The 19,284-nt window shown below is 72.8% G+C and carries 14 protein-coding genes; 5 read left to right on the forward strand and 9 right to left on the reverse strand.

Going from position 1 to position 19,284, the window contains the following annotated elements; genetic code table 11:
• Nucleotides 1-28 precede the first annotated feature (28 nt).
• On the forward strand, nt 29-1,936 hold the full coding sequence (locus ACIP64_RS06795; protein WP_401583194.1) for an ABC transporter ATP-binding protein: 1,908 nt from the start codon (nt 29-31) through the stop codon (nt 1,934-1,936).
• A gap of 82 nt (nt 1,937-2,018) precedes the next feature.
• On the opposite strand, the gene ACIP64_RS06800 is transcribed toward ACIP64_RS06795, so the two are convergent.
• The 6 genes from ACIP64_RS06800 to ACIP64_RS06825 form a co-directional block, all read right to left on the reverse strand.
• On the reverse strand, nt 2,019-3,296 hold the full coding sequence (locus tag ACIP64_RS06800; protein WP_401582614.1) for an RNA polymerase sigma factor: 1,278 nt from the start codon (nt 3,294-3,296) through the stop codon (nt 2,019-2,021).
• Between the two features lie 800 nt (nt 3,297-4,096).
• Nucleotides 4,097-6,010, reverse strand: coding sequence for a DNA primase (gene dnaG, locus ACIP64_RS06805; RefSeq protein ID WP_401582616.1), 1,914 nt, complete (start codon nt 6,008-6,010; stop codon nt 4,097-4,099).
• A gap of 31 nt (nt 6,011-6,041) precedes the next feature.
• Complete coding sequence (locus ACIP64_RS06810) at nt 6,042-6,494, reverse strand: GNAT family N-acetyltransferase (RefSeq protein WP_401582617.1); 453 nt, start codon at nt 6,492-6,494, stop codon at nt 6,042-6,044.
• A gap of 30 nt (nt 6,495-6,524) precedes the next feature.
• Entirely contained in the window at nt 6,525-7,787 is a 1,263-nt protein-coding gene (locus tag ACIP64_RS06815; RefSeq protein WP_401582619.1) for an NAD(P)/FAD-dependent oxidoreductase, read from the reverse strand.
• Nucleotides 7,788-7,949: 162 nt separating this feature from the next.
• Complete coding sequence (locus ACIP64_RS06820; RefSeq protein WP_401582620.1) at nt 7,950-9,257, reverse strand: deoxyguanosinetriphosphate triphosphohydrolase; 1,308 nt, start codon at nt 9,255-9,257, stop codon at nt 7,950-7,952.
• Between the two features lie 794 nt (nt 9,258-10,051).
• Nucleotides 10,052-10,480: a gamma-glutamylcyclotransferase family protein gene (locus ACIP64_RS06825; protein WP_401582621.1), complete on the reverse strand. Its 429-nt coding sequence runs from the start codon at nt 10,478-10,480 to the stop codon at nt 10,052-10,054.
• A gap of 38 nt (nt 10,481-10,518) precedes the next feature.
• Between ACIP64_RS06825 and ACIP64_RS06830 the strand changes: the two genes are divergently transcribed.
• Both ACIP64_RS06830 and ACIP64_RS06835 read left to right on the forward strand, forming a co-directional pair.
• Nucleotides 10,519-11,220 (forward strand): vancomycin high temperature exclusion protein, encoded by a 702-nt coding sequence (locus ACIP64_RS06830; protein ID WP_401583195.1) that lies wholly within the window; start codon nt 10,519-10,521, stop codon nt 11,218-11,220.
• A 107-nt stretch (nt 11,221-11,327) separates the two neighbouring features.
• Nucleotides 11,328-11,525, forward strand: a complete 198-nt coding sequence (locus ACIP64_RS06835) for an antitoxin (protein WP_401582623.1) — start codon at nt 11,328-11,330, stop codon at nt 11,523-11,525.
• A gap of 54 nt (nt 11,526-11,579) precedes the next feature.
• Here the strand turns inward: ACIP64_RS06835 and ACIP64_RS06840 are convergent, their stop codons facing one another.
• The 3 genes from ACIP64_RS06840 to dusB all read right to left on the reverse strand — a co-directional run bounded on the left by ACIP64_RS06840 (nt 11,580) and on the right by dusB (nt 17,339).
• The gene (locus tag ACIP64_RS06840) at nt 11,580-12,941 is read right to left on the reverse strand and encodes an O-antigen ligase family protein (RefSeq protein WP_401582625.1); all 1,362 of its coding nucleotides are present in this window, start codon (nt 12,939-12,941) and stop codon (nt 11,580-11,582) included.
• A gap of 132 nt (nt 12,942-13,073) precedes the next feature.
• Nucleotides 13,074-15,770, reverse strand: coding sequence for a pyruvate, phosphate dikinase (gene ppdK / locus ACIP64_RS06845; RefSeq protein WP_401583196.1), 2,697 nt, complete (start codon nt 15,768-15,770; stop codon nt 13,074-13,076).
• Between the two features lie 417 nt (nt 15,771-16,187).
• Nucleotides 16,188-17,339 carry a tRNA dihydrouridine synthase DusB gene (dusB, locus tag ACIP64_RS06850; protein ID WP_401582626.1) on the reverse strand — a complete coding sequence of 384 codons (1,152 nt, stop codon included), beginning with the start codon at nt 17,337-17,339 and terminating at the stop codon, nt 16,188-16,190.
• Between the two features lie 119 nt (nt 17,340-17,458).
• Between dusB and ACIP64_RS06855 the strand changes: the two genes are divergently transcribed.
• On the forward strand, nt 17,459-18,871 hold the full coding sequence (locus ACIP64_RS06855; RefSeq protein ID WP_401582628.1) for a DHA2 family efflux MFS transporter permease subunit: 1,413 nt from the start codon (nt 17,459-17,461) through the stop codon (nt 18,869-18,871).
• Nucleotides 18,868-19,281, forward strand: coding sequence for a MarR family winged helix-turn-helix transcriptional regulator (locus ACIP64_RS06860; RefSeq protein WP_401582629.1), 414 nt, complete (start codon nt 18,868-18,870; stop codon nt 19,279-19,281). Before ACIP64_RS06855 ends, ACIP64_RS06860 begins: the two co-directional genes overlap by 4 nt.
• Nucleotides 19,282-19,284: the final 3 nt, after the last annotated feature.

Below are 19,284 nucleotides of genomic sequence, written 5' to 3' on the forward strand. Positions count from 1 at the left end.
CCGCGGGCCTGTGCCGGCGGCGGGACCGATGCGCTTCATGAGCGGCCAGCCCACCGAGCGCTCCATGGACTTCAAGGGCTCGGGCAAGCGCCTGCTCGGCCTGATGCGCCCCGAACGCACCCTGCTGTACGCGATGCTGGCGTGCACGATCCTGGGCGTCGGCCTCAACGTCCTCGGGCCGCGCATCCTGGGCCGTGCCACCGACCTGATCTTCGCGGGCGTCATCGGCCGGTCCATACCCGCCGGCACCGACAAGGCCACGGCGATCGAGCACCTGCGGCAGCAGGGCAACGACACCGTCGCCGACCTGCTCCGGTCCATCGACTTCACCCCTGGGCACGGCATCGACTTCGACGCGGTCGGCCATGTGCTGCTGATCGCCGTGGCGATCTACGCGGCCGCCGCGGTCTTCTCGATCGTCCAGGGCCGGCTGGCCACCCGGATCATCCAGCGCGCGATCTACCGGCTGCGCCGGGACGTCGAGGAGAAGCTGGCCCGGCTGCCGCTGTCGTACTTCGACCAGCAGCCGCGCGGCGAGGTGCTGAGCCGGGCCACCAACGACATCGACAACATCGGCCAGACGATGCAGCAGACGCTGGGCCAGATCATCTTCGCGCTGCTGTCGATCGTGGGCGTGCTCGCGATGATGTTCTCCATCTCGTGGCTGCTGGCGCTGGTGGCGCTCGTCACGGTGCCGCTGTCGGTGGTGGTCGCCACCGCCGTCGGCAAGCGCGCGCAGCCGCAGTTCGTCGCGCAGTGGCGGACCACGGGCAAGCTCAACGCCCACATCGAGGAGATGTACACCGGGCACACCCTGGTGAAGGTCTTCGGCCGCCAGGAGGAGTCCGCGCAGGCCTTCCACGAGCAGAACCAGGCGCTCTACGAGTCGGGCTTCCGGGCGCAGTTCATCTCCGGCATCATCCAGCCCGCGATGATGTTCATCGGCAACATCAACTACATCCTGGTGGCGGTCGTCGGCGGTCTGCGGGTGGCCAGCGGCGCGCTGTCCATCGGCGACGTGCAGGCGTTCATCCAGTACTCGCGGCAGTTCAGCCAGCCGCTGACGCAGGTGGCGAGCATGTCCAACCTGGTGCAGTCCGGTGTGGCGTCCGCCGAGCGGGTCTTCGAACTCCTCGACGCACCGGAGCAGAGCGCCGACCCGAAGACGCCCAGCCTGCGCAAGGAACTGCGCGGCGAGGTCCGCTTCGAGGACGTCGCCTTCCGCTACGAGCCCGACAAGCCGCTCATCGACGACCTGTCGCTGGCCGTCGAGCCCGGCCACACGGTGGCCATCGTCGGCCCGACCGGTGCGGGCAAGACCACCCTGGTCAACCTGCTGATGCGGTTCTACGAGGTCACCGGCGGGCGGATCACGCTGGACGGCACCGACATCGCGTCCATGTCGCGGGAGGAACTGCGGTCCGGGATCGGCATGGTGCTCCAGGACACCTGGCTGTTCGGCGGCACGATCGCGGAGAACATCGCCTACGGCACCGAGGGCAGCACCCGCGAGCAGATCGAGGAGGCCGCGCGCGCCGCGCACGCCGACCGCTTCATCCGCACCCTCCCCGACGGCTACGACACCGTCATCGACGACGAGGGCACGGGCGTCAGCGCGGGCGAGAAGCAGCTGATCACCATCGCCCGGGCGTTCCTGTCCGACCCGGTCATCCTCGTCCTGGACGAGGCGACCAGCTCGGTCGACACCCGCACCGAGGTGCTGATCCAGCGGGCGATGGCCCAGCTCAGCCACGGCCGCACCAGCTTCGTCATCGCCCACCGGCTCTCCACGATCCGCGACGCGGACGTCATCCTCGTCATGGAGAGCGGCGACATCGTCGAACAGGGCACCCACGAGGAGCTGTTGCTCAAGGACGGCGCCTACGCCCGCCTGTACGCGGCGCAGTTCGCCCAGGCGGTCGCCGAGGTCGACTGACCGCGACTCCCGCGGAAGCGAAAGGGACCCCCGGCGGACTGCTCCGCCGGGGGTCCCTGCCGTCGGCCGGGACGCCGAGCGCTCAGTCCAGATAGCCGCGGAGCTGATCGGCGAACGCGTGGTCGCGGAGCTTGTTGAGGGTCTTGGACTCGATCTGGCGGATGCGCTCGCGCGTGACGCCGAAGATGCGGCCGATCTCCTCCAGGGTGCGCGGCCGGCCGTCGTCGAGTCCGTAGCGGAGCTGGACGACCTTGCGCTCGCGCTCGCCGAGGGTGGACAGGACGGCCTCCAGGTGCTCGCGCAGAAGCAGGAAGGCGGCGGACTCCACGGGCGAGGCGGCGTCACCGTCCTCGATGAGGTCGCCGAGGGCGACGTCCTCCTCCTCGCCCACGGGAGCATGCAGCGAGACGGGTTCCTGGGCCAGGCGCAGGACCTCCGCGACGCGCTCGGTCGGGATGTCGAGATGGGCGGCGACCTCTTCGTTGGAGGGCTCGTAGCCGCGTTCCTGGAGCAGCCGGCGCTGGACGCGGACGACGCGGTTGATGAGCTCCACGACGTGCACCGGGACGCGTATCGTGCGGGCCTGGTCGGCCAGGGCGCGGCTCATGGCCTGCCGGATCCACCAGGTCGCGTAGGTGGAGAACTTGTAGCCGCGGGCGTAGTCGAACTTCTCCACGGCCCGGATCAGGCCGAGATTGCCCTCCTGCACCAGGTCCAGCATGGTCAGGCCGCGGCCGACGTAGCGCTTGGCGACCGAGACGACGAGGCGGAGGTTGGCCTCGATGAGCCGCCGCTTGGCCATCCGGCCGAGGACGACCAGGCGGTCGAGGTCCACGGCGAGCCGCGAGTCGAGGTCCGGGGTGCTGCTCAGCTTCTCCTCGGCGAACAGGCCGGCCTCGACGCGGCGGGCGAGTTCGACCTCCTCGACGGCGGTGAGCAGGGGTATGCGGCCGATCTCCCGCAGGTACTGCCGGAACAGGTCGGCGGACGGCCCCGCCACGTCCTCCTTGAACGGCCGTACCGGGCCCGGGTCGTCGTCCTCCGGGCCTTCCCCGTCAGGGTCGGGACCGGCCTCCGGGTCCGGCCCGGGCGCGGCGGCCCCCTCCGGGTGCAGGGCGGCGTGCTGCTGCTCCGGGACCCGTTCCAGCAGGTCGTCCGTCACGAGGGCCGGGGGCGTCAGGGTCTGGATCTGCACGGGAGCGACCTCCACGGTGTGCGCAACCACGGACTCGGAGGCGCGCGGCAGCGGAACGGTTGCGGCGCCCTCGCCGCGGCCCGTCCGGGAGTTCGCCGTCAGCGGTACTCCCTGGGCGCCGGCGTCGGCGCCTCCCGGAATTCCGCGCTCCGAGGACTCTTGCACCGCCCCCAGTGTGGCGTACGGCACACCGGGCCCACGAGGGTCGTGCGCCGCTTTTTCCGGCCGAGTGTGACCGAGGGCGACCCCGCGGTCACGCCTCCGGCGCGGCGGGCGGTCCCGGGTGACCGCTGTCCCGGACGGCAGCTTCTCCACCTCCGGCTCGGGCACCACGCGCCGTCGGCCGTCGCCCTGGGTGGCCGCTGCACGGGACTGTGGACCTCCGGGCACAAGACCCGCCCCTGGTCCCCCCGTTCGGTCCGACCCCGCTGGGCCGCCGCATGCTCGCCGCCGCCCTGGAGAGCGCACTGCCGGGACGGGTCGGCCCGCGCGCCGACACGCAACGCCGTGGGCGGCCCCCGCGGCAAGCCGGGCGGCAGCAGACCGGCGGGGGGCCACCAGGCCACCCGGACCAACCACGCGGGCAGGCCGCCCCCACCCCGCGTTCCGGGCCCGACCCGCAAGACGCTCACACGCCCGCCCGGCCGACCGCACTCGGGCCGATCCGCACAGGGACGGACGGGGCGTGCCCGGCGCGGCGGGCGGTCCCCGCGGCGTGCCGGGCGGCGGCGTACCGGCGGCCAGAGTTCCGGGCGCGGCAGGCAAGGGGCTTCACATGCCCGCCCGACCAGCCGCACTCGGGCCGATCGGCACAGGGACGGACGGGGCGGCCCGCGCCGACGCGCAACGCCGTGGGAGGCCGCCGCATGCCGGGCGGCGGCGTACCGATGCCCCGCGTTCCGGGTGCGGCCCGCAAGAGGCTCCGCATGCCCGCCCGGCACAGGGGCGGACGGGGCACGGCACGGTTACAGGGCGGCAGCGCCCTGCTCGCGGAGGCGGTGGTCGTACTGCTGGAGCGCCCACAGTTCGCCGCCGATCGCCGCGAGCTGGTCCTGGTCGGCGCGGGGGCCCTGGGCGGTGAGCCGGGTGTGATCGGCGTTGAGCTGCGCGACGCGGCGGGCGACGGCCTGCCGGCGTACGTCGACGAGGATCTTGCCGGCGTAGACCTCGGGGGTCTTGTGCTGGACCGGCTCCACGGCGAGTTCGGTGACCAGCGAGCGCACGGTGTCGTCCGGGGCGACGTCGCGCACCCGGGTCAGGAACTGCGGGTCCGCGTACTCCGCGCCGCCCGCCTCGCTGATCGCGCGCCGCACGGCGATGTAGGGCGGGGCGGTGAACTCGTCCTCGCCGTACGCGTCGAAGGCCGGCGAGACCAACTCCGGGTACTGGAGGGCGAGTTTGAGCAGTTCACGCTCGACGCGCTGGGCGGGGCTGCGCATGTCCAGCCGCGGGCCGCGGGGACCCGCGGGCGCGGCGGGGCCGGCCGGGGGTGCCGCGGGACGTGCGGTGCGGGGGCCCGCGGCTCCCGCACCGGACTGGCGGCGTTCGCGCTGCCAGCGGGCGAGTTGGCCCACCCGGCGCACGACGAACTGGGTGTCGAGGATGCCCAGCATGCCAGCGAGCTGCACGGCGTACTCGTGCTGGATGGCGGAGTTCTTGATGCCGGCGACGATGGGCGCGCCCGCCTCCAGCGCGGAGGCGCGGCCCTCTGCGGTCTCCAGGTTGTAGCGGGCCACCGCCGACCGCAGGGCGAACGCGAACAGCGGAGTACGGGAGTCGACCAGCCGCTCCACGGCCGCGTCGCCCTCGGCCAGGCGCAGGTCGCACGGGTCCATGCCGCCGGGCGTGATGGCGATGGAGGTCTCGGCGGCGAACTTCTGGTCGTCCTCGAAGGCGCGCAGGGCGGCCTTCTGGCCGGCCTCGTCGCCGTCGAAGGTGAAGACCACCTCCGCGTTGGCGTTGTCCATCAGCAGCCGGCGCAGGATCTTGATGTGGTCGCCGCCGAAGGCGGTGCCGCAGGTCGCGATGGCGGTGGTGATGCCGGCGAGGTGGCAGGCCATGACATCGGTGTAGCCCTCGACGACGACGGCCCGGCTGGTGCGGGCGATCTCCTTCTTGGCCAGGTCGATGCCGTACAGGACCTGCGACTTCTTGTAGATCGGCGTCTCGGGCGTGTTGAGGTACTTCGGGCCCTGGTCGTCGTCGCGGAGCCGGCGCGCGCCGAAGCCGATGACCTCGCCGGTGATGTCGCGGATCGGCCAGATCAGCCGGCCGCGGAACCGGTCGATGGCCCCGCCGCGGCGGCTCTCGCTGGCCAGGCCGGAGACGATCAGCTCACGGTCGCTGAAGCCCTTGCCGCGCAGGAAGCGCACCAGGTGGTCCCAGCCGGCCGGGGCGTAGCCCACTCCGAAGTGCTCGGCGGCCGCCTGGTCGAAGCCGCGCTCGGCGAGGAACGCGCGGCCGATCTCCGCCTCGGGGCTGCCGAGCTGCTCCACGTAGAACTGCGCGGCGGCCTTGTGCGCCTCGATGAGGCGGATCCGCTCGCCCTGCTGGCGGCCCGGCGTGTAGCCGCCGTCCTCGTACCGCAGGGTGATGCCGGCGACGGCGGCCAGCCGCTCGACGGCCTCGGAGAAGGACAGATGGTCGACCTTCATCACGAAGTCGAGGGTGTCGCCGCCCTCCTGGCAGCCGAAGCAGTGGTACAGCCCCTTGCTGGGGCTCACCTGGAAGGAGGGGGACTTCTCGTCGTGGAAGGGGCACAGGCCCTTGAGGTTGCCTCCGCCGGCGTTCCTGAGCTGCAGGTACTCCGAGACGACGGCGTCGATCGGGACCGCGTCCCGCACCGCCCTGACGTCCTCGTCCCTGATCCGCCCTGCCACACAGGGATTCTACGGCGCCGCCCGGGCGCGGTCAGACCAGCTTGGCGACGAACAGGAAGTGCGGGCCCGCGGGCTGCAGGACGAACTCCTCGCCCACCGCCGTGAAGCCCTGGCCCTCCCAGAAACCGCGGGCCGACGTGCGGCCGTTGCACCAGACCAGCTCCGCCCCGCGCTCCCGGGCCTCCGCGAGGGCCGCGCCCAGCAGCGCGGAGCCCAGTCCGCGGCCGCGTACCTCGGCGGCGGTGGCCATGCCGCGGATGCGGTAGGCGGCCTCCTGGTGCCCCGGCAGCTGCTCCGGGAAGAGCGTGACGCATGTCACGACCGGGGCGAGGGCGCCTTCGCCGTCGTAGCCCGCCATGTGGAACGCGGCCGGGTGGCCGTCCTCGACGAAGATCGCGGATGCGCGCGGCAGTCCCGGCCTCAGCACGGTCCAGCGCAGATCGAAGATCTCCTCGACGGGCACGACAGCGGTACGGAACTCCATGAGGACCATGCTAGGCGACCGTGCGGGCGCTCATTCCAGCAGGGAGTTCAGGGGCACGGCGGGGTCGGCGAGCGCCTCGGCGTCGACCCGGCGGCCGGAGCGGATGAGTTTCTGGATGCTGTCGGTGACGTCCCACACATTGACGTTCATCCCGGCGAGCACCCGGCCCTCGCGCAGCCAGAACGCGATGAACTGCCGCTTGCCGACGTCGCCGCGGGCCAGCACCTGGTCGTACGTTCCCGGGGCGGCGTGCCCGGAGAACTCCATGCCCAGGTCGTACTGGTCGGTGAAGAAGTACGGGACGCGGTCGTAGCTCACCTCCTTGCCCAGCATCGCGCGCGCCGCCACCGGCCCGCTGTTCAGCGCGTTCGCCCAGTGCTCCACCCGCAACCGGCCGCCCAGCAGCGGGTGTTCGGCGTTGGCGACATCCCCGGCCGCGAAGATGTCGGGGTCGGAGGTGCGCAGCGACGCGTCGACGGCGATGCCGCCGCCGGCCTCGCGGTCGGCGAGGGCGAGCCCGGCGGCCTCGGCCAGCGCGGTGCGCGGCGCGGCGCCGATGGCGGCGAGCACGTCGTGGGCGGGGTGCTCCTCGCCGTCGTCGGTGAGGGCGGACAGCACCATGCCGTCCTGGCCGGTGATCCCGGTGAGTTTCGCGCCGAAGTGGAACCGCACGCCGTGCTCGCGGTGCAGGTCCGCGAAGACCTCGCCCAGTTCGGGGCCGAGCACCGAGTGCAGCGGGCACGGCTGCGCCTCCACCACGGTGACCTCGACGCCGTAGCCCCGGGCGGCCGCCGCGACCTCCAGGCCGATCCAGCCCGCCCCGGCGACGACCAGATGGCCGTTCTCCCGGCCGAGGGTGGTCAGCACGTTCTTCAGCCGCTCGGCGTGCGCGAGCCGCCGCAGGTGGTGCACGCCCGCGAGGTCGGTGCCGGGGATGTCCAGCCGGCGCGGCTCCGCCCCGGTGGCCAGCAGCAGCTTGTCGTACGGGATGGAGGTGCCGTCGCCCAGCGTGATGCGCTTGGCCGCCCGGTCCAGTCCGGTGACCGGCTGGCCGAGATGGAGCTCCACGTCGTGCTCGGCGTACCACGCGGCGGGGTGCACGAAGACCGAGTCGCGCTCCTCGTTGCCCAGCAGGAACCCCTTGGACAGCGGTGGGCGCTCGTACGGGTGGTCGCGCTCGTCCCCGATCAGTATCACGCGGCCGGTGAACCCCTCGGAGCGAAGCGTCTCCGCCGCTTTCGCCCCCGCGAGTCCCGCCCCGACGATGACGAATGTCTGGTCTGCGTCCACCACTGTGCGCCTCCCTGAAAGTCCCTCGGGTGCCCGGGTGCCCTCCCTCTGGCAATTGCCAGTGAGGTGAGCGTCCCGCACGGCACGGCCCACGGGAAGAGTGCCGCGCCGGGTCGGGCGTCTCCCGGACACCCTCCAGGGGGCGGCCGGGGGCCCGCCGGGGGCTCACCGCCCGGCGGTGAGCCGGGCGTGCAAGGCGGTCGCCGCCGAGTCGGTCAGGGAGGCGATCTGGTCGACGACGGCCCGCTTGCGGGCCCGGTCGTCCTTGGCCGCGTCGAACATCCCGCGGAACTGCGGGTCCAGCCCCTCGGGCGCCCGCGCGAGCAGCGCCTCGGCCAGCTCGCCGATCACCACCCGCTGCTGGGCGCGCCGCCGCTCCTGCGCCTCTCGCTGCATCACATAGCGGTCGGCGACCGCCTTGAGCACCGCGCACTCCAGGCGCTGTTCGCGCGGCACGACCAGCTGCGCGCGGTAGCGCGTGAGCCGGCCGGTGCCGTAGGCGTCCCGGGTGGCGCGCTCGGCGGCGAGGCAGAACCGGCCGATGAGCTGAGAGGTGGCGTCCTTCAACCGGGCCTGCGCGATGGCCGATCCGTCGAAGCCGTGCGGCCACCACTCCATGTCCAGCAGCCGGTCCAGGGTCTCGGCGAGCTCGTCCTCGGCGGCGCCCGGCGCGTAGCGCGCGGCGGCCACGGCGAAGATCTCGCGCCGCTCCGGCTCGGCCAGCAGCACGGCCGGGTCCAGATGGCCGGCGTGCAGCCCGTCCTCGACGTCGTGGACGGAGTACGCCACGTCGTCCGCCCAGTCCATGACCTGCGCCTCGAAGCACTGCCCGTACGGGCGGTCCGCCGGCGCGGTGCGGCGCAGCCACGCGAAGACCGGCAGGTCGTCCTCGTAGACCCCGAACTTCGGACTGCCGGGCTGCGTGGGATGGGCCCCCCGCGGCCAGGGGTACTTGGTGGCCGCGTCCAGCGCCGCACGGGTGAGGTTGAGGCCGACGCTGACCAGCGCGCCGTCGTCGTCGTGCGTGAAGCGCTTGGGCTCCAGGCGGGTGATGATGCGCAGGCTCTGCGCGTTCCCCTCGAAGCCGCCGCAGTCCTGGGCGACCTCGGCGAGCACCATCTCGCCGTTGTGCCCGAAGGGCGGGTGGCCGATGTCGTGCGCCAGGCACGCCGTCTCCACCAGGTCCGGGTCGCAGCCGAGCGCGGCACCGAGCTCCCGGCCGACCTGGGCGCACTCCAGGCTGTGGGTGAGCCGCGTGCGCGGGCTGCTGTTGATCGCCCGCTCGTCGTCGACCGGATCCACCACCTGGGTCTTGCCGGCGAGCTTGCGCAGCCCGGCCGAGTGCAGCATGCGCGCGCGGTCCCGCTGGAACGAGGTGCGGCCGGGCCGCTTGTCCGGCTCGGGCACATAGCGCTCGGTGTCGGCCTGGCTGTAGGGGGCGTACTCGTCCGCTGCCTGGTGGTTCAGGTCCATACAGCGACAGTATCCGGCGCGGCCCCGCACGGGCCGCTCCGCGCCGCCCGGCCGGTCCGCGCCGCTGGGTGGACCTTCCGGGCGCGGCCCGTGCCTGGTCGCAGCGGGGTGCCGCACCCGGTGGCGCGGCGGCCGCGAATCAGTCCGGCCCGGCAATTCGCGAAGCGGCGCCTCGGCCCCTCGGCAACCGGCTCGGGCACCCCGTACCCATCGGGGCGCCGCCGGCCGTGCCCGCAACGGACCCGCGTCCTGCGCGGACCTCGGGTCGCACGACCCCGCGGCGGCCGGCCCCGGCCACCGGGACGTGCAGTGCTTCCGCAAGCGGGGCGTGCGGCCCGGCGATCCGGGCCGCCCAGTTGCGGCCCGGGGCCAAGACCCGGGGGGACCGGCGGCGACATGCTGACCCCGCGCCGGCATGAGACGGACCGGCACGGCGTTCAACTCCGGAGCCCAGCACACCGTCAGCGTCCGCGGCGCCGCCGGGTCACGGCCGCCCTGCGCGGCGCGGCGACGGGCCGTCGGGCAGGGGCCGTCGGGGCCGGAACCGGGACACGCCGTCAGCGCCTGCGCCGGTCCGCAGCTCCCCGGGGCCACGCGCCGCACAGCCTCACCGCGCAGCGCAACGCAGGCCGCGAGCACTCATCGTGGTCAGGACAGCCCGGACGCACCGTCAGCGCCCGCTCCGTCCGCGGGCCCCAGGGCCACCGCAACCATCCGCGACGACCCCGGCCCCGGCCGCCCGGATGCCCGCGCCCGCATGAGCGGGACCCGCACGGCGCGGCACGGCCGCCGTATCAGCGGTGTTTCCAGTCGCCGCCGTGGATGGGGCGGCCGGAGGCGCGCAGGTCGCGTTCGTGGGCGGGGGCGGCGAGGTACACCCAGGCGGGGAGGGTCCGGCCGGCGTAGGTGCGGACGTCGCGGACGACGCGTTCGTAGAGGTTGTCGGCCGCGCCGGGGGTGTACTCCTCCAGCCGGTCGAGGTCGGCGAGGACGTCCTCGTAGAGGTCGTCGACCGGACGCACAACATCGCCCTGGACATGACCGCGCGCGTCGGACACGGCGTACGGGTAGCCGGGGCCGTCGAAGAGCAGGGCGCCATGGAGGACGGCCGGGGTCTCCGTGGCGATGCGGCCGCGCAGCAGCCAGGAGTGGTTGATCTCGCCGGGCCGCAAGGTCCCGTACACGAAGAACGGGAGGCGGGAGTGGTCGTCTCGCACGGTCATCATGGAACCGCAGGGACGTGGGCGGCGTCGACTCGGGCGTGAAGCGGTTGCGCGGGAAGGTACGGACAGGTGCCGGGGCCCTGGCGGCACGCCTGCCCAGGTCCAGGCGGGGCAGGCGGCGGTTGCTGCGTGCGGCCGTGGCGGTGTGCGTGCTGGCGCTGCTGCCCGCCACATGGCTCCAGCTGACCGCGGACCCGCGGGTCCGCACCCTGGCCGACGCGCCCGCCGAACCGGTCGCGGTCGTCTTCGGCGCCGGGCTGTGGAACGGCGAGCCCTCGCCCTATCTGGCCCACCGGCTCGACGCGGCCTCGGCCCTGTACTCCGCCGGGAAGGTGCGGGCGGTCCTGGTCACCGGCGACAACAGCCGCACCGACTACGACGAGCCGACGGCCATGCGGGACTACCTCGCCACGCACGGCGTCCCGCGCGCGAAGGTCGTCCTGGACTACGCCGGCTTCGACACCTGGGACTCCTGCACCCGCGCCAGGCGCATCTTCGGCGTCGACCACGCGCTCCTGGTGAGCCAGGGGTTCCACATCCGCCGTGCGCTCGCCCTGTGCCGTGCCGCGGGCATCGACGCGTACGGGGTCGGTGTCGACGAGCCCCGCGACGTCACCTGGTATTACGGCGGCGCCCGCGAGATCGCCGGCGCCGCCAAGGCCGCCGTCGACGCCGCCCTCACCCCGGACCCGCGGTTCCTCGGCCCCCGCGAGCAGGGCGTCGCGCGAGCGCTGCGCTGACCGCCGAACCGCTCCCCACCTGCGGCATTGGGCGCGGTTCCGGATGCGGATCTTCAGTGGGGCGGTGATGCTGGGAGGAGTCCCGCCTCACGGCAAGGAGGACAGCGATGTCCATGTTGGACAAGATCAAGGCCAAGCTGAAGGGCCACGAGAGTCAGGCCCAGAAGGGCATCGACAAGGGTGGCGACACGATCGACGAGAGGACCGGCGGCAAGTACCAGCGCCAGGTCGACACCGCCCAGGACAAGCTGAGCGACGAGTACGGCACGGGCGAATCGGGCGGGAACCGGCCTCCGCAGCCCTGACGCCGGCGGGCCGCCGCGCCCGCTTCCGGCGGCGCGCGGCGGCCCGGCCCGCGCTCAGCCCAGGGTTTCCGGCCGCTGCGTCAGGGCCGGCACCGGTGCCGCCGGCCGGGCGGAGATGGGCCGTCCGGCGCCGTGCCGGGGCGCGGGCAGGGCGGCGGCCGGGGGCGTGTGGGGGGCCGTGGGGGCGGGGCGGCGCCAGCGTGCGGGCACCTCGGCCATGACGACGCCCAGAACGAGCCAGAGCAGCGCGGCGATGCGGTCCTGGTTGGCGGGGTGGTCCACCATCGCGCTCAGGAAGAACCCGGTGAGGGCGGCCAGCCCCGCGGTGCCGATCACCGACTTCTCGCGCGCGGCCCGGGCCGCGCTCAGCAGGGCCACCACCGTGATGCCGAGCATGCCCAGCAGTCCGACGGGGCCGGTCTCCACCAGCCAGTTCAGCCACATGTTGTGGGTGTGCACGAAGACCTGGTCGCCGGGGACGGCCGCGGAGACGACCGCGCCGGCCCGGTCGAGCCCGACGCCCATCGGGTTGTGGGCCGCGATCCGCAGCGCCGCCTCCCACACGCCCCCGCGCACGCCCAGCGAGTCGCCGGCCCGGGACGTCTGCCAGATCGCCGCACCGCCGCCCAGCAGGAGCAGCAGGCCTCCGGCGGTCGCGATCCGGCGCTGCCGCCGGTCGAGGCGGGGCGCGACCCAGTAGGCGCCGCCCAGCACCAGCAGGCCCGCGACGGCGGCCACGTAGCCGGCGCGCGAGTACGTCGTGAGCACGGCCCCGTACGCCACCACCGCCACCAGGGTGACCGCGGTCGCCGCCGTGCGCTCGCCGACCGCCACGAAGGCGAGCAGCAGGAACGGGGTCAGCAGGACGAGGAAGGCGGACAGCAGGTTCGGGTTGGAGAAGGTGCCCACGGCCCGGGTCAGCGCCGCGTCGCCGCCGGCGCCGCAGCCCACGTCGGTGAGCAGCCCGGTGCGGCAGAAGCCGGTGGGCACGTCATTGGTGACCTGGGTGAAGGCCGCCGTGCCGGCCGCCGCGACGCAGACCGTCGCCAGCAGGCCGAAGGCCCGCCAGGACTCGGGCTGGGTGCGCCGCAGCCCGACGACGAAGTAGAAGCCGGCGACCACGGTCAGCAGTCCGCGCAGCGGGGCGGTGGGGTGCCCGCCGAGGAAGGTGGTCGCCGTCGCGGCACCCAGCAGGACCACGACGGGCAGGTCCAGCCGCGTGCGGAAGCTGCTCAGCCGTGCGCCGCCGGCCACCAGCGCCACGAGGCCGAGGCCGAGCGCGAGGCGCGCCGGGGTGACGACGCCGGTCAGCGGGTCGTCGGGGAAGAAGTCGGTCGCGGAGTCGAGGAGGACGACCGCGAGCACCATGAGCGGCACGACGTGGAGGACCGCCTGCAGGGGCCGGGGAGCTGCCATGCGCCCCACCCTGACCGCGGAACCGGGCGGCCCGGTGTCGTGGGGACGAACAAAGGGAAGCGGGGGCGGCACCTTCGCACAAAGGTGCCGCCCCCGGTGAGGGTGGGAGATGGTCTCTGGGTGCCGGGTTGGTTACCGGGTGCCGTTGCCCCTGTTCTGCGCCGCGGCCCGGCCCGCCTCCAGGCGGGCGACGGGGATGCGGAACGGGGAGCAGGACACGTAGTCCAGGCCCACCTCGTGGAAGAAGTGGACGGACTCGGGGTCGCCGCCGTGCTCGCCGCAGACGCCCAGCTTGAGGCCGGGGCGGGTGGCGCGGCCGGCCTCGGCGGCGGACTTCACCAGCGAGCCGACGCCGTCGCGGTCGATGGTCTCGAACGGGGAGACGCCGAAGATGCCCTTCTCCAGGTACGCCGTGAAGAAGCTGGCCTCCACGTCGTCGCGGGAGAAGCCCCACACGGTCTGGGTGAGGTCGTTGGTGCCGAAGGAGAAGAACTCCGCGGCCTCGGCGATCTGCGCGGCGGTCAGGGCGGCCCGGGGCAGTTCGATCATCGTGCCGAGCGCGAGGGCGAGTTCGGTGCCGGTGGCGGCCTGGACCTCGGCGATGACCGACTCGGCCTCGTCGCGGACGATCTCCAGCTCCTGGACGGTGCCCACCAGCGGGATCATGATCTCGGCCCGCGGGTCGCCCTTGGCGTGCTTGCGCTCGGCCGCTGCCTCGGCGATCGCCCGCACCTGCATCGCGAACAGGCCGGGGATGACCAGGCCGAGGCGTACGCCGCGCAGGCCCAGCATCGGGTTCTGCTCGTGGAGCTTGTGGACGGCCTGGAGCAGCCGCAGGTCGTTCTCGTTGGCGTCCTTGCGGGACTCGGCGAGCGCGACGCGCACCGACAGCTCGGTGATGTCGGGCAGGAACTCGTGCAGCGGCGGGTCGAGCAGGCGCACGGTCACCGGCAGGCCGTCCATCGCCTCGAAGAGCTCGACGAAGTCGGACCGCTGGAGCGGCAGCAGGGCGCTCAGTGCCTGCTCGCGCTCGGTGTCGGTGTCGGCGAGGATGAGGCGCTCGACGAGTTCGCGGCGCTCGCCGAGGAACATGTGCTCGGTGCGGCACAGGCCGATGCCCTGGGCGCCGAAGCGGCGGGCGCGCGAGGCGTCCTCGGCGTTGTCGGCGTTGGCGCGCACCCGCAGCCGGCGGACGCGGTCGGCGTAGGCCATGATCCGGTGCACGGCCTGCACGAGTTCGTCGGCGTCGTCGGCGCCCGCGTGCATGCGGCCCTCGAAGTACTCCACGACGGGGGACGGCACGACGGGGACGGTGCCCAGGTAGACCTTGCCGGAGGAGCCGTCGATGGAGACGACGTCGCCCTCCTCGACCACCACCCCGCCGGGCGCCGTCATGCGCCGCCGCTTGGTGTCGACCTCCAGCTCCTCGGCGCCGCAGACGCAGGTCTTGCCCATGCCGCGGGCGACGACGGCGGCGTGCGAGGTCTTGCCGCCGCGCGAGGTGAGGATGCCCTCGGCGGCGATCATGCCGTTGAGGTCGTCGGGGTTGGTCTCGCGGCGGATGAGGATGACCTTCTCGCCGGAGCGCGACCACTTCACCGCGGTGTACGAGTCGAAGACGGCCTTGCCGACCGCCGCGCCCGGCGAGGCGGCGATGCCCCAGCCGATCCGCTCGGACTTCGCCTTCTCGTCGAAGCGCGGGAACATCAGCTGCGCGAGCTGGCTGCCGTTGACCCGCTGCAGGGCCTCGGCCTCGTCGATGAGCCCCTGGTCGACCAGCTGGGTGGCGATGCGGAAGGCGGCGGCCGCGGTGCGCTTGCCGACCCGGGTCTGCAGCATCCACAACTTGCCGCGCTCGATGGTGAACTCGATGTCGCACAGGTCCTTGTAGTGCGTCTCGAGGGTCTCCATGATCTTCATGAGCTGGTCGTACGAGGTTTTGTCGAGCTGCTCCAGCTCGGCGAGCGGGACGGTGTTGCGGATGCCCGCGACGACGTCCTCGCCCTGCGCGTTGCACAGGTAGTCGCCGTACACGCCCTGGTGGCCGGTGGCGGGGTCGCGGGTGAAGGCGACGCCGGTGCCGGAGTCGGGGCCGAGGTTGCCGAAGACCATGGAGCAGATGTTGACGGCCGTGCCGAGGTCGCCGGGGATGCGCTCCTGGCGGCGGTAGAGGATGGCGCGCTCGCCGTTCCAGGACTCGAAGACGGCCCGGACGGCCATGTCCATCTGCTCGCGCGGGTCCTGCGGGAAGTCCCGGCCGGTCTCCTTGGCCACGACGGCCTTGAACTGCTCGACCAGGCCGCGCAGGTCGGCGGCGTCCAGGTCGAGGTCGCTGTGGGTGCCCTTGGCGCGCTTGGCGTCCTCCAGGGCCTCCTCGAAGAGGTCGCCCTCCACGCCCAGCACGGTCTTGCCGAACATCTGGATCAGGCGGCGGTATGAGTCCCAGGCGAAGCGCTCGTCGCCGGCCTGCGCCGCGAGCCCGGCCACGGAGTCGTCGGACAGGCCGATGTTGAGGACGGTGTCCATCATGCCCGGCATGCTGAACTTCGCCCCGGAGCGCACGGAGACCAGCAGGGGGTTGTCCGGCTGGCCGAGCTTCTTGCCCATCCGCTGTTCCAGCGCGTCGAGGTGCGCACTCACCTCGTCGCGCAGGGCCGCGGGTTCGGAGCCGGAGCCCAGGTAGACCTTGCAGGCCTCGGTGGTGATCGTGAAGCCCGGAGGGACGGGCAGGCCGAGGTTGGTCATCTCGGCCAGGTTGGCGCCCTTGCCGCCGAGAAGGTCCTTGAGGTCCTTGTTGCCCTCGGTGAAGTCGTAGACGAACTTCTGGATTTCTTGTTCTTCCGACACGGGACTCGCTCCTCGCGGCCGGGATGCCCTGACGGCGGGGAGCGTACCCATCTCTAAGGCGCTGCAGTACGTCCATCACCAGGTCACACGGCTGTAACCACCCATCGGCCGATAGATCGAAAGCGCGGGACCGGTTCGGGCGGGCATCGGATGCATTCAATCCTCGAACACATGATGCCGCCCGGTGATCACCGTCAGCGGTTTCTGTTACTCCATGCGAGGGATGGCTTGACCGGATGGCGACGACAACGATGGCACCCAGTGCCAGCTCTAAGAGAGGTGATGCGACACTCGGCGTGCTCATCTGAGCAACACACCTATCAGACGTGGCGAGAATCACTCGCCCCGCCGACGCCGCATCAGGCCCGTTGGACGGCCACACGGCCGCCCGGAATGCCGTCAGCCGCCGGAAGTGTCCGACTCCGCGTCCGCGTCGACGACCACCGAGCAGTCGTACGGGTCCTCCAGCCAGCCGTCCGGGAGCGCCACGCGCTTGCCCGCCGCCGTACGGCCGCGCGGGCCCTCGGCGCCATCCGGCCATTCCTGGTCGAGTTCGAGTCCGTCGAGGTGCGCGTCGAGCTCGGCCAGGGAGGACGCCATCGCGAGCTTGCGGCGCATCTCGGAGCCGACCGAGAAGCCCTTGGTGTACCAGGCCACGTGCTTGCGGAAGTCGATCACGCCGCGCTCCTCGTCACCCAGCCACTCCCCGAGCAGCTCGGCGTGGCGCCGCATCACCCCCGCGACCTCGCGCAGCGCCGGGGTGGCCAGGTCGCCGCCGCCCTCGAAGGCGGCGACGAAGTCGCCGAACAGCCAGGGCCGGCCCAGGCAGGCACGGCCCACGACCACGCCGTCGCAACCGGTCTCGCGCATCAGCCGGATCGCGTCCTCGGCGCTCCAGATGTCGCCGTTGCCGAGCACGGGGATCTCCGGGACGTGCTCCTTCAAGCGGGCGACCTTCTCCCAGTCGGCCGAGCCGCCGTAGTGCTGGGCGAGCGACCTGCCGTGCAGCGCGACGGCGGCGATCCCCTCCTCGACGGCGATACGGCCCGCGTCCAGGTAGGTGACGTGATCGTCGTCGATGCCCGTGCGCATCTTGATGGTGACCGGCAGGTCGCCCGCGCCCGCGACGGCCTCGCGCAGGATCGACCGGAACAGGTTGCGCTTGTACGGCAGGGCCGCACCGCCGCCCTTGCGGGTCACCTTGGGGACCGGGCAGCCGAAGTTGAGGTCGATGTGGTCGGCCAGGTCCTCGTCGACGATCATCCGGACCGCCTTGCCGACGATCACCGGGTCCACCCCGTACAGCTGGATCGAGCGGGGGTTCTCGCTCTTGTCGAAGTGGATGAGCTGCATGGTCTTCTCATTGCGCTCGACGAGCGCGCGAGTGGTGATCATCTCGGAGACGAACAGCCCCTTGCCGCCGGAGAACTCCCGGCACAGCGTGCGGAAGGGGGCGTTGGTGATGCCCGCCATCGGCGCCAGCACCACAGGCGGCCACACGGTGTGCGGGCCGATCGTGAGCGACGGGGCGGTGATGGCGTCTGCAGTCATGCCACCCATTCTCGCGTACGCACGGGAGACCCGGGCCCGAGGTGGGTGTAGATTGAAATGGTTACACAAATACAATCAAAGTCCGGGGCGGGAGTCCCGGCGGAGCGGACGGGGTACCGATGCCGGAGCTCAGCCACCGCAGGCGTCTGCTGGTGCTGGCCATCTGCTGCATGAGCCTGCTCATCGTCAGCCTCGACAACACGATCCTCAATGTGGCGCTGCCCTCCATGCGCGCGGACCTGCACGCCTCGATCTCCGGACTGCAGTGGACGATCGACGCGTACACCCTGGTGCTGGCCTCGCTCCTGATGCTCTCCGGATCGACCGCCGACCGCATCGGACGGCGCAGGATCTTCCGCATCGGGCTGGTGATCTTCACCGTTGCCTCGGGGCTGTGCAGCATCGCCCCCAGCCTGGAGTGGCTGGTGGTCTTCCGGATGCTCCAGGCGGTCGGCGGCTCGATGCTCAACCCCGTCGCGATGTCGATCATCACCAACGTCTTCACCGACCCGCGGGAGCGGGCACGGGCCATCGGCGTGTGGGGCGGCGTCGTCGGCATCAGCATGGCGGCCGGCCCGATCGTCGGCGGCGCGTTGGTGGAGTCCATCGGCTGGCGCTCGGTGTTCTGGATCAACCTGCCCATCGGCTTCCTGGCCCTGGTGCTGACCGCCCTGTTCGTCCCCGAGTCCCGGGCGCCCAGGCCGCGCCGCATCGACCCCGTCGGCCAGTTGCTGATCATCGCGCTGCTCGGCTCGCTGACGTACGCGATCATCGAGGCGCCGGGCGCGGGCTGGGGCTCGCCCCTCATCATCGGCTGCCTGGTGGTCGCCGCGTGCTCGGCGGCGGGCCTGATCGGCTACGAACGGCGGCGCAGGGAACCGCTGATCGACCCCCGCTTCTTCCGCAGCGCGCCCTTCAGCGGGGCCACGGTGATAGCGGTGAGCGCCTTCGCCGCGCTCGCCGGCTTCCTCTTCCTCAACACCCTCTACCTCCAGGACGTACGCAAGCTGTCCGCCCTGGACGCCGGACTGCACCTGCTGCCGATGGCCGCCATGGCGCTCGTCTTCGCCCCGCTGTCCGGCCGCATGGTCGGCAGCCGCGGGCCGCGGCTGCCACTGCTGCTCGCGGGCACCGCCACGACCGCGAGCGGGGTGGTCTTCGCCGCGCTGCACGGCCAGTCCTCGGACGTCCTGCTCTTCACCGGGTACGTCCTGTTCGGCATCGGCTTCGGCTTCGTCAACGCCCCCATCACCAACACCGCCGTCTCCGGCATGCCGCGCTCCCAGGCGGGGGTCGCCGCGGCCGTGGCCTCCACCAGCCGCCAGGTCGGGCAGTCGTTGGGCGTCGCCGTCGTCGGCGCGGCCCTGGCCGCCGGGCTGGACATCACGGCGTGGTGGATCATCACCGGCTGCGGCGTGGTCGTGCTGGTGCTGGGCTGGCTGACGACGGGCTCCTGGGCCGCGGGCACCGCGGCGCGGGCCGCGCAGCGCCTGGCGGCCGACGAGCCGCGGGAGATGGTGGGCGCCAGGTGAACGACGGGACACCGGACCGCGTGTGGCGCAATCTGCGCACCCTCGTCCTGGAACGCAACGAGCGCCGCCGGGAGGTGGCCGACGCCCTCGGCATGAGCTTCTTCCGCGTCAAGGCGCTGCGCCGGATCGCCGCCGCGCCCGTCACCCCGGGAGAGCTCGCGTCCGACCTCATGTCGGACCGCCCCTACATCACGCTCGTCGTGGACGACCTGGCCCGGCGCGGCCTGGTGGACCGCACCCCGCACCCCGGTGACCGCCGTCGCAAGGTCGTGGCGGTCACCGCGGCCGGTGCCGCGGCCGCCGCGGAGGCCGAGCGCATCCTCGGCACTCCCCCGCCGGGTCTCGCCGCCCTGCCGGAGGACGAACTCGCGCTGCTGGACCGCATACTGGGCCGGCTGCTCGACGGGTAATCC

It is taken from the genome of Streptomyces sp. NPDC088733, assembly GCF_044751185.1.
GTDB lineage: Bacteria > Actinomycetota > Actinomycetes > Streptomycetales > Streptomycetaceae > Actinacidiphila.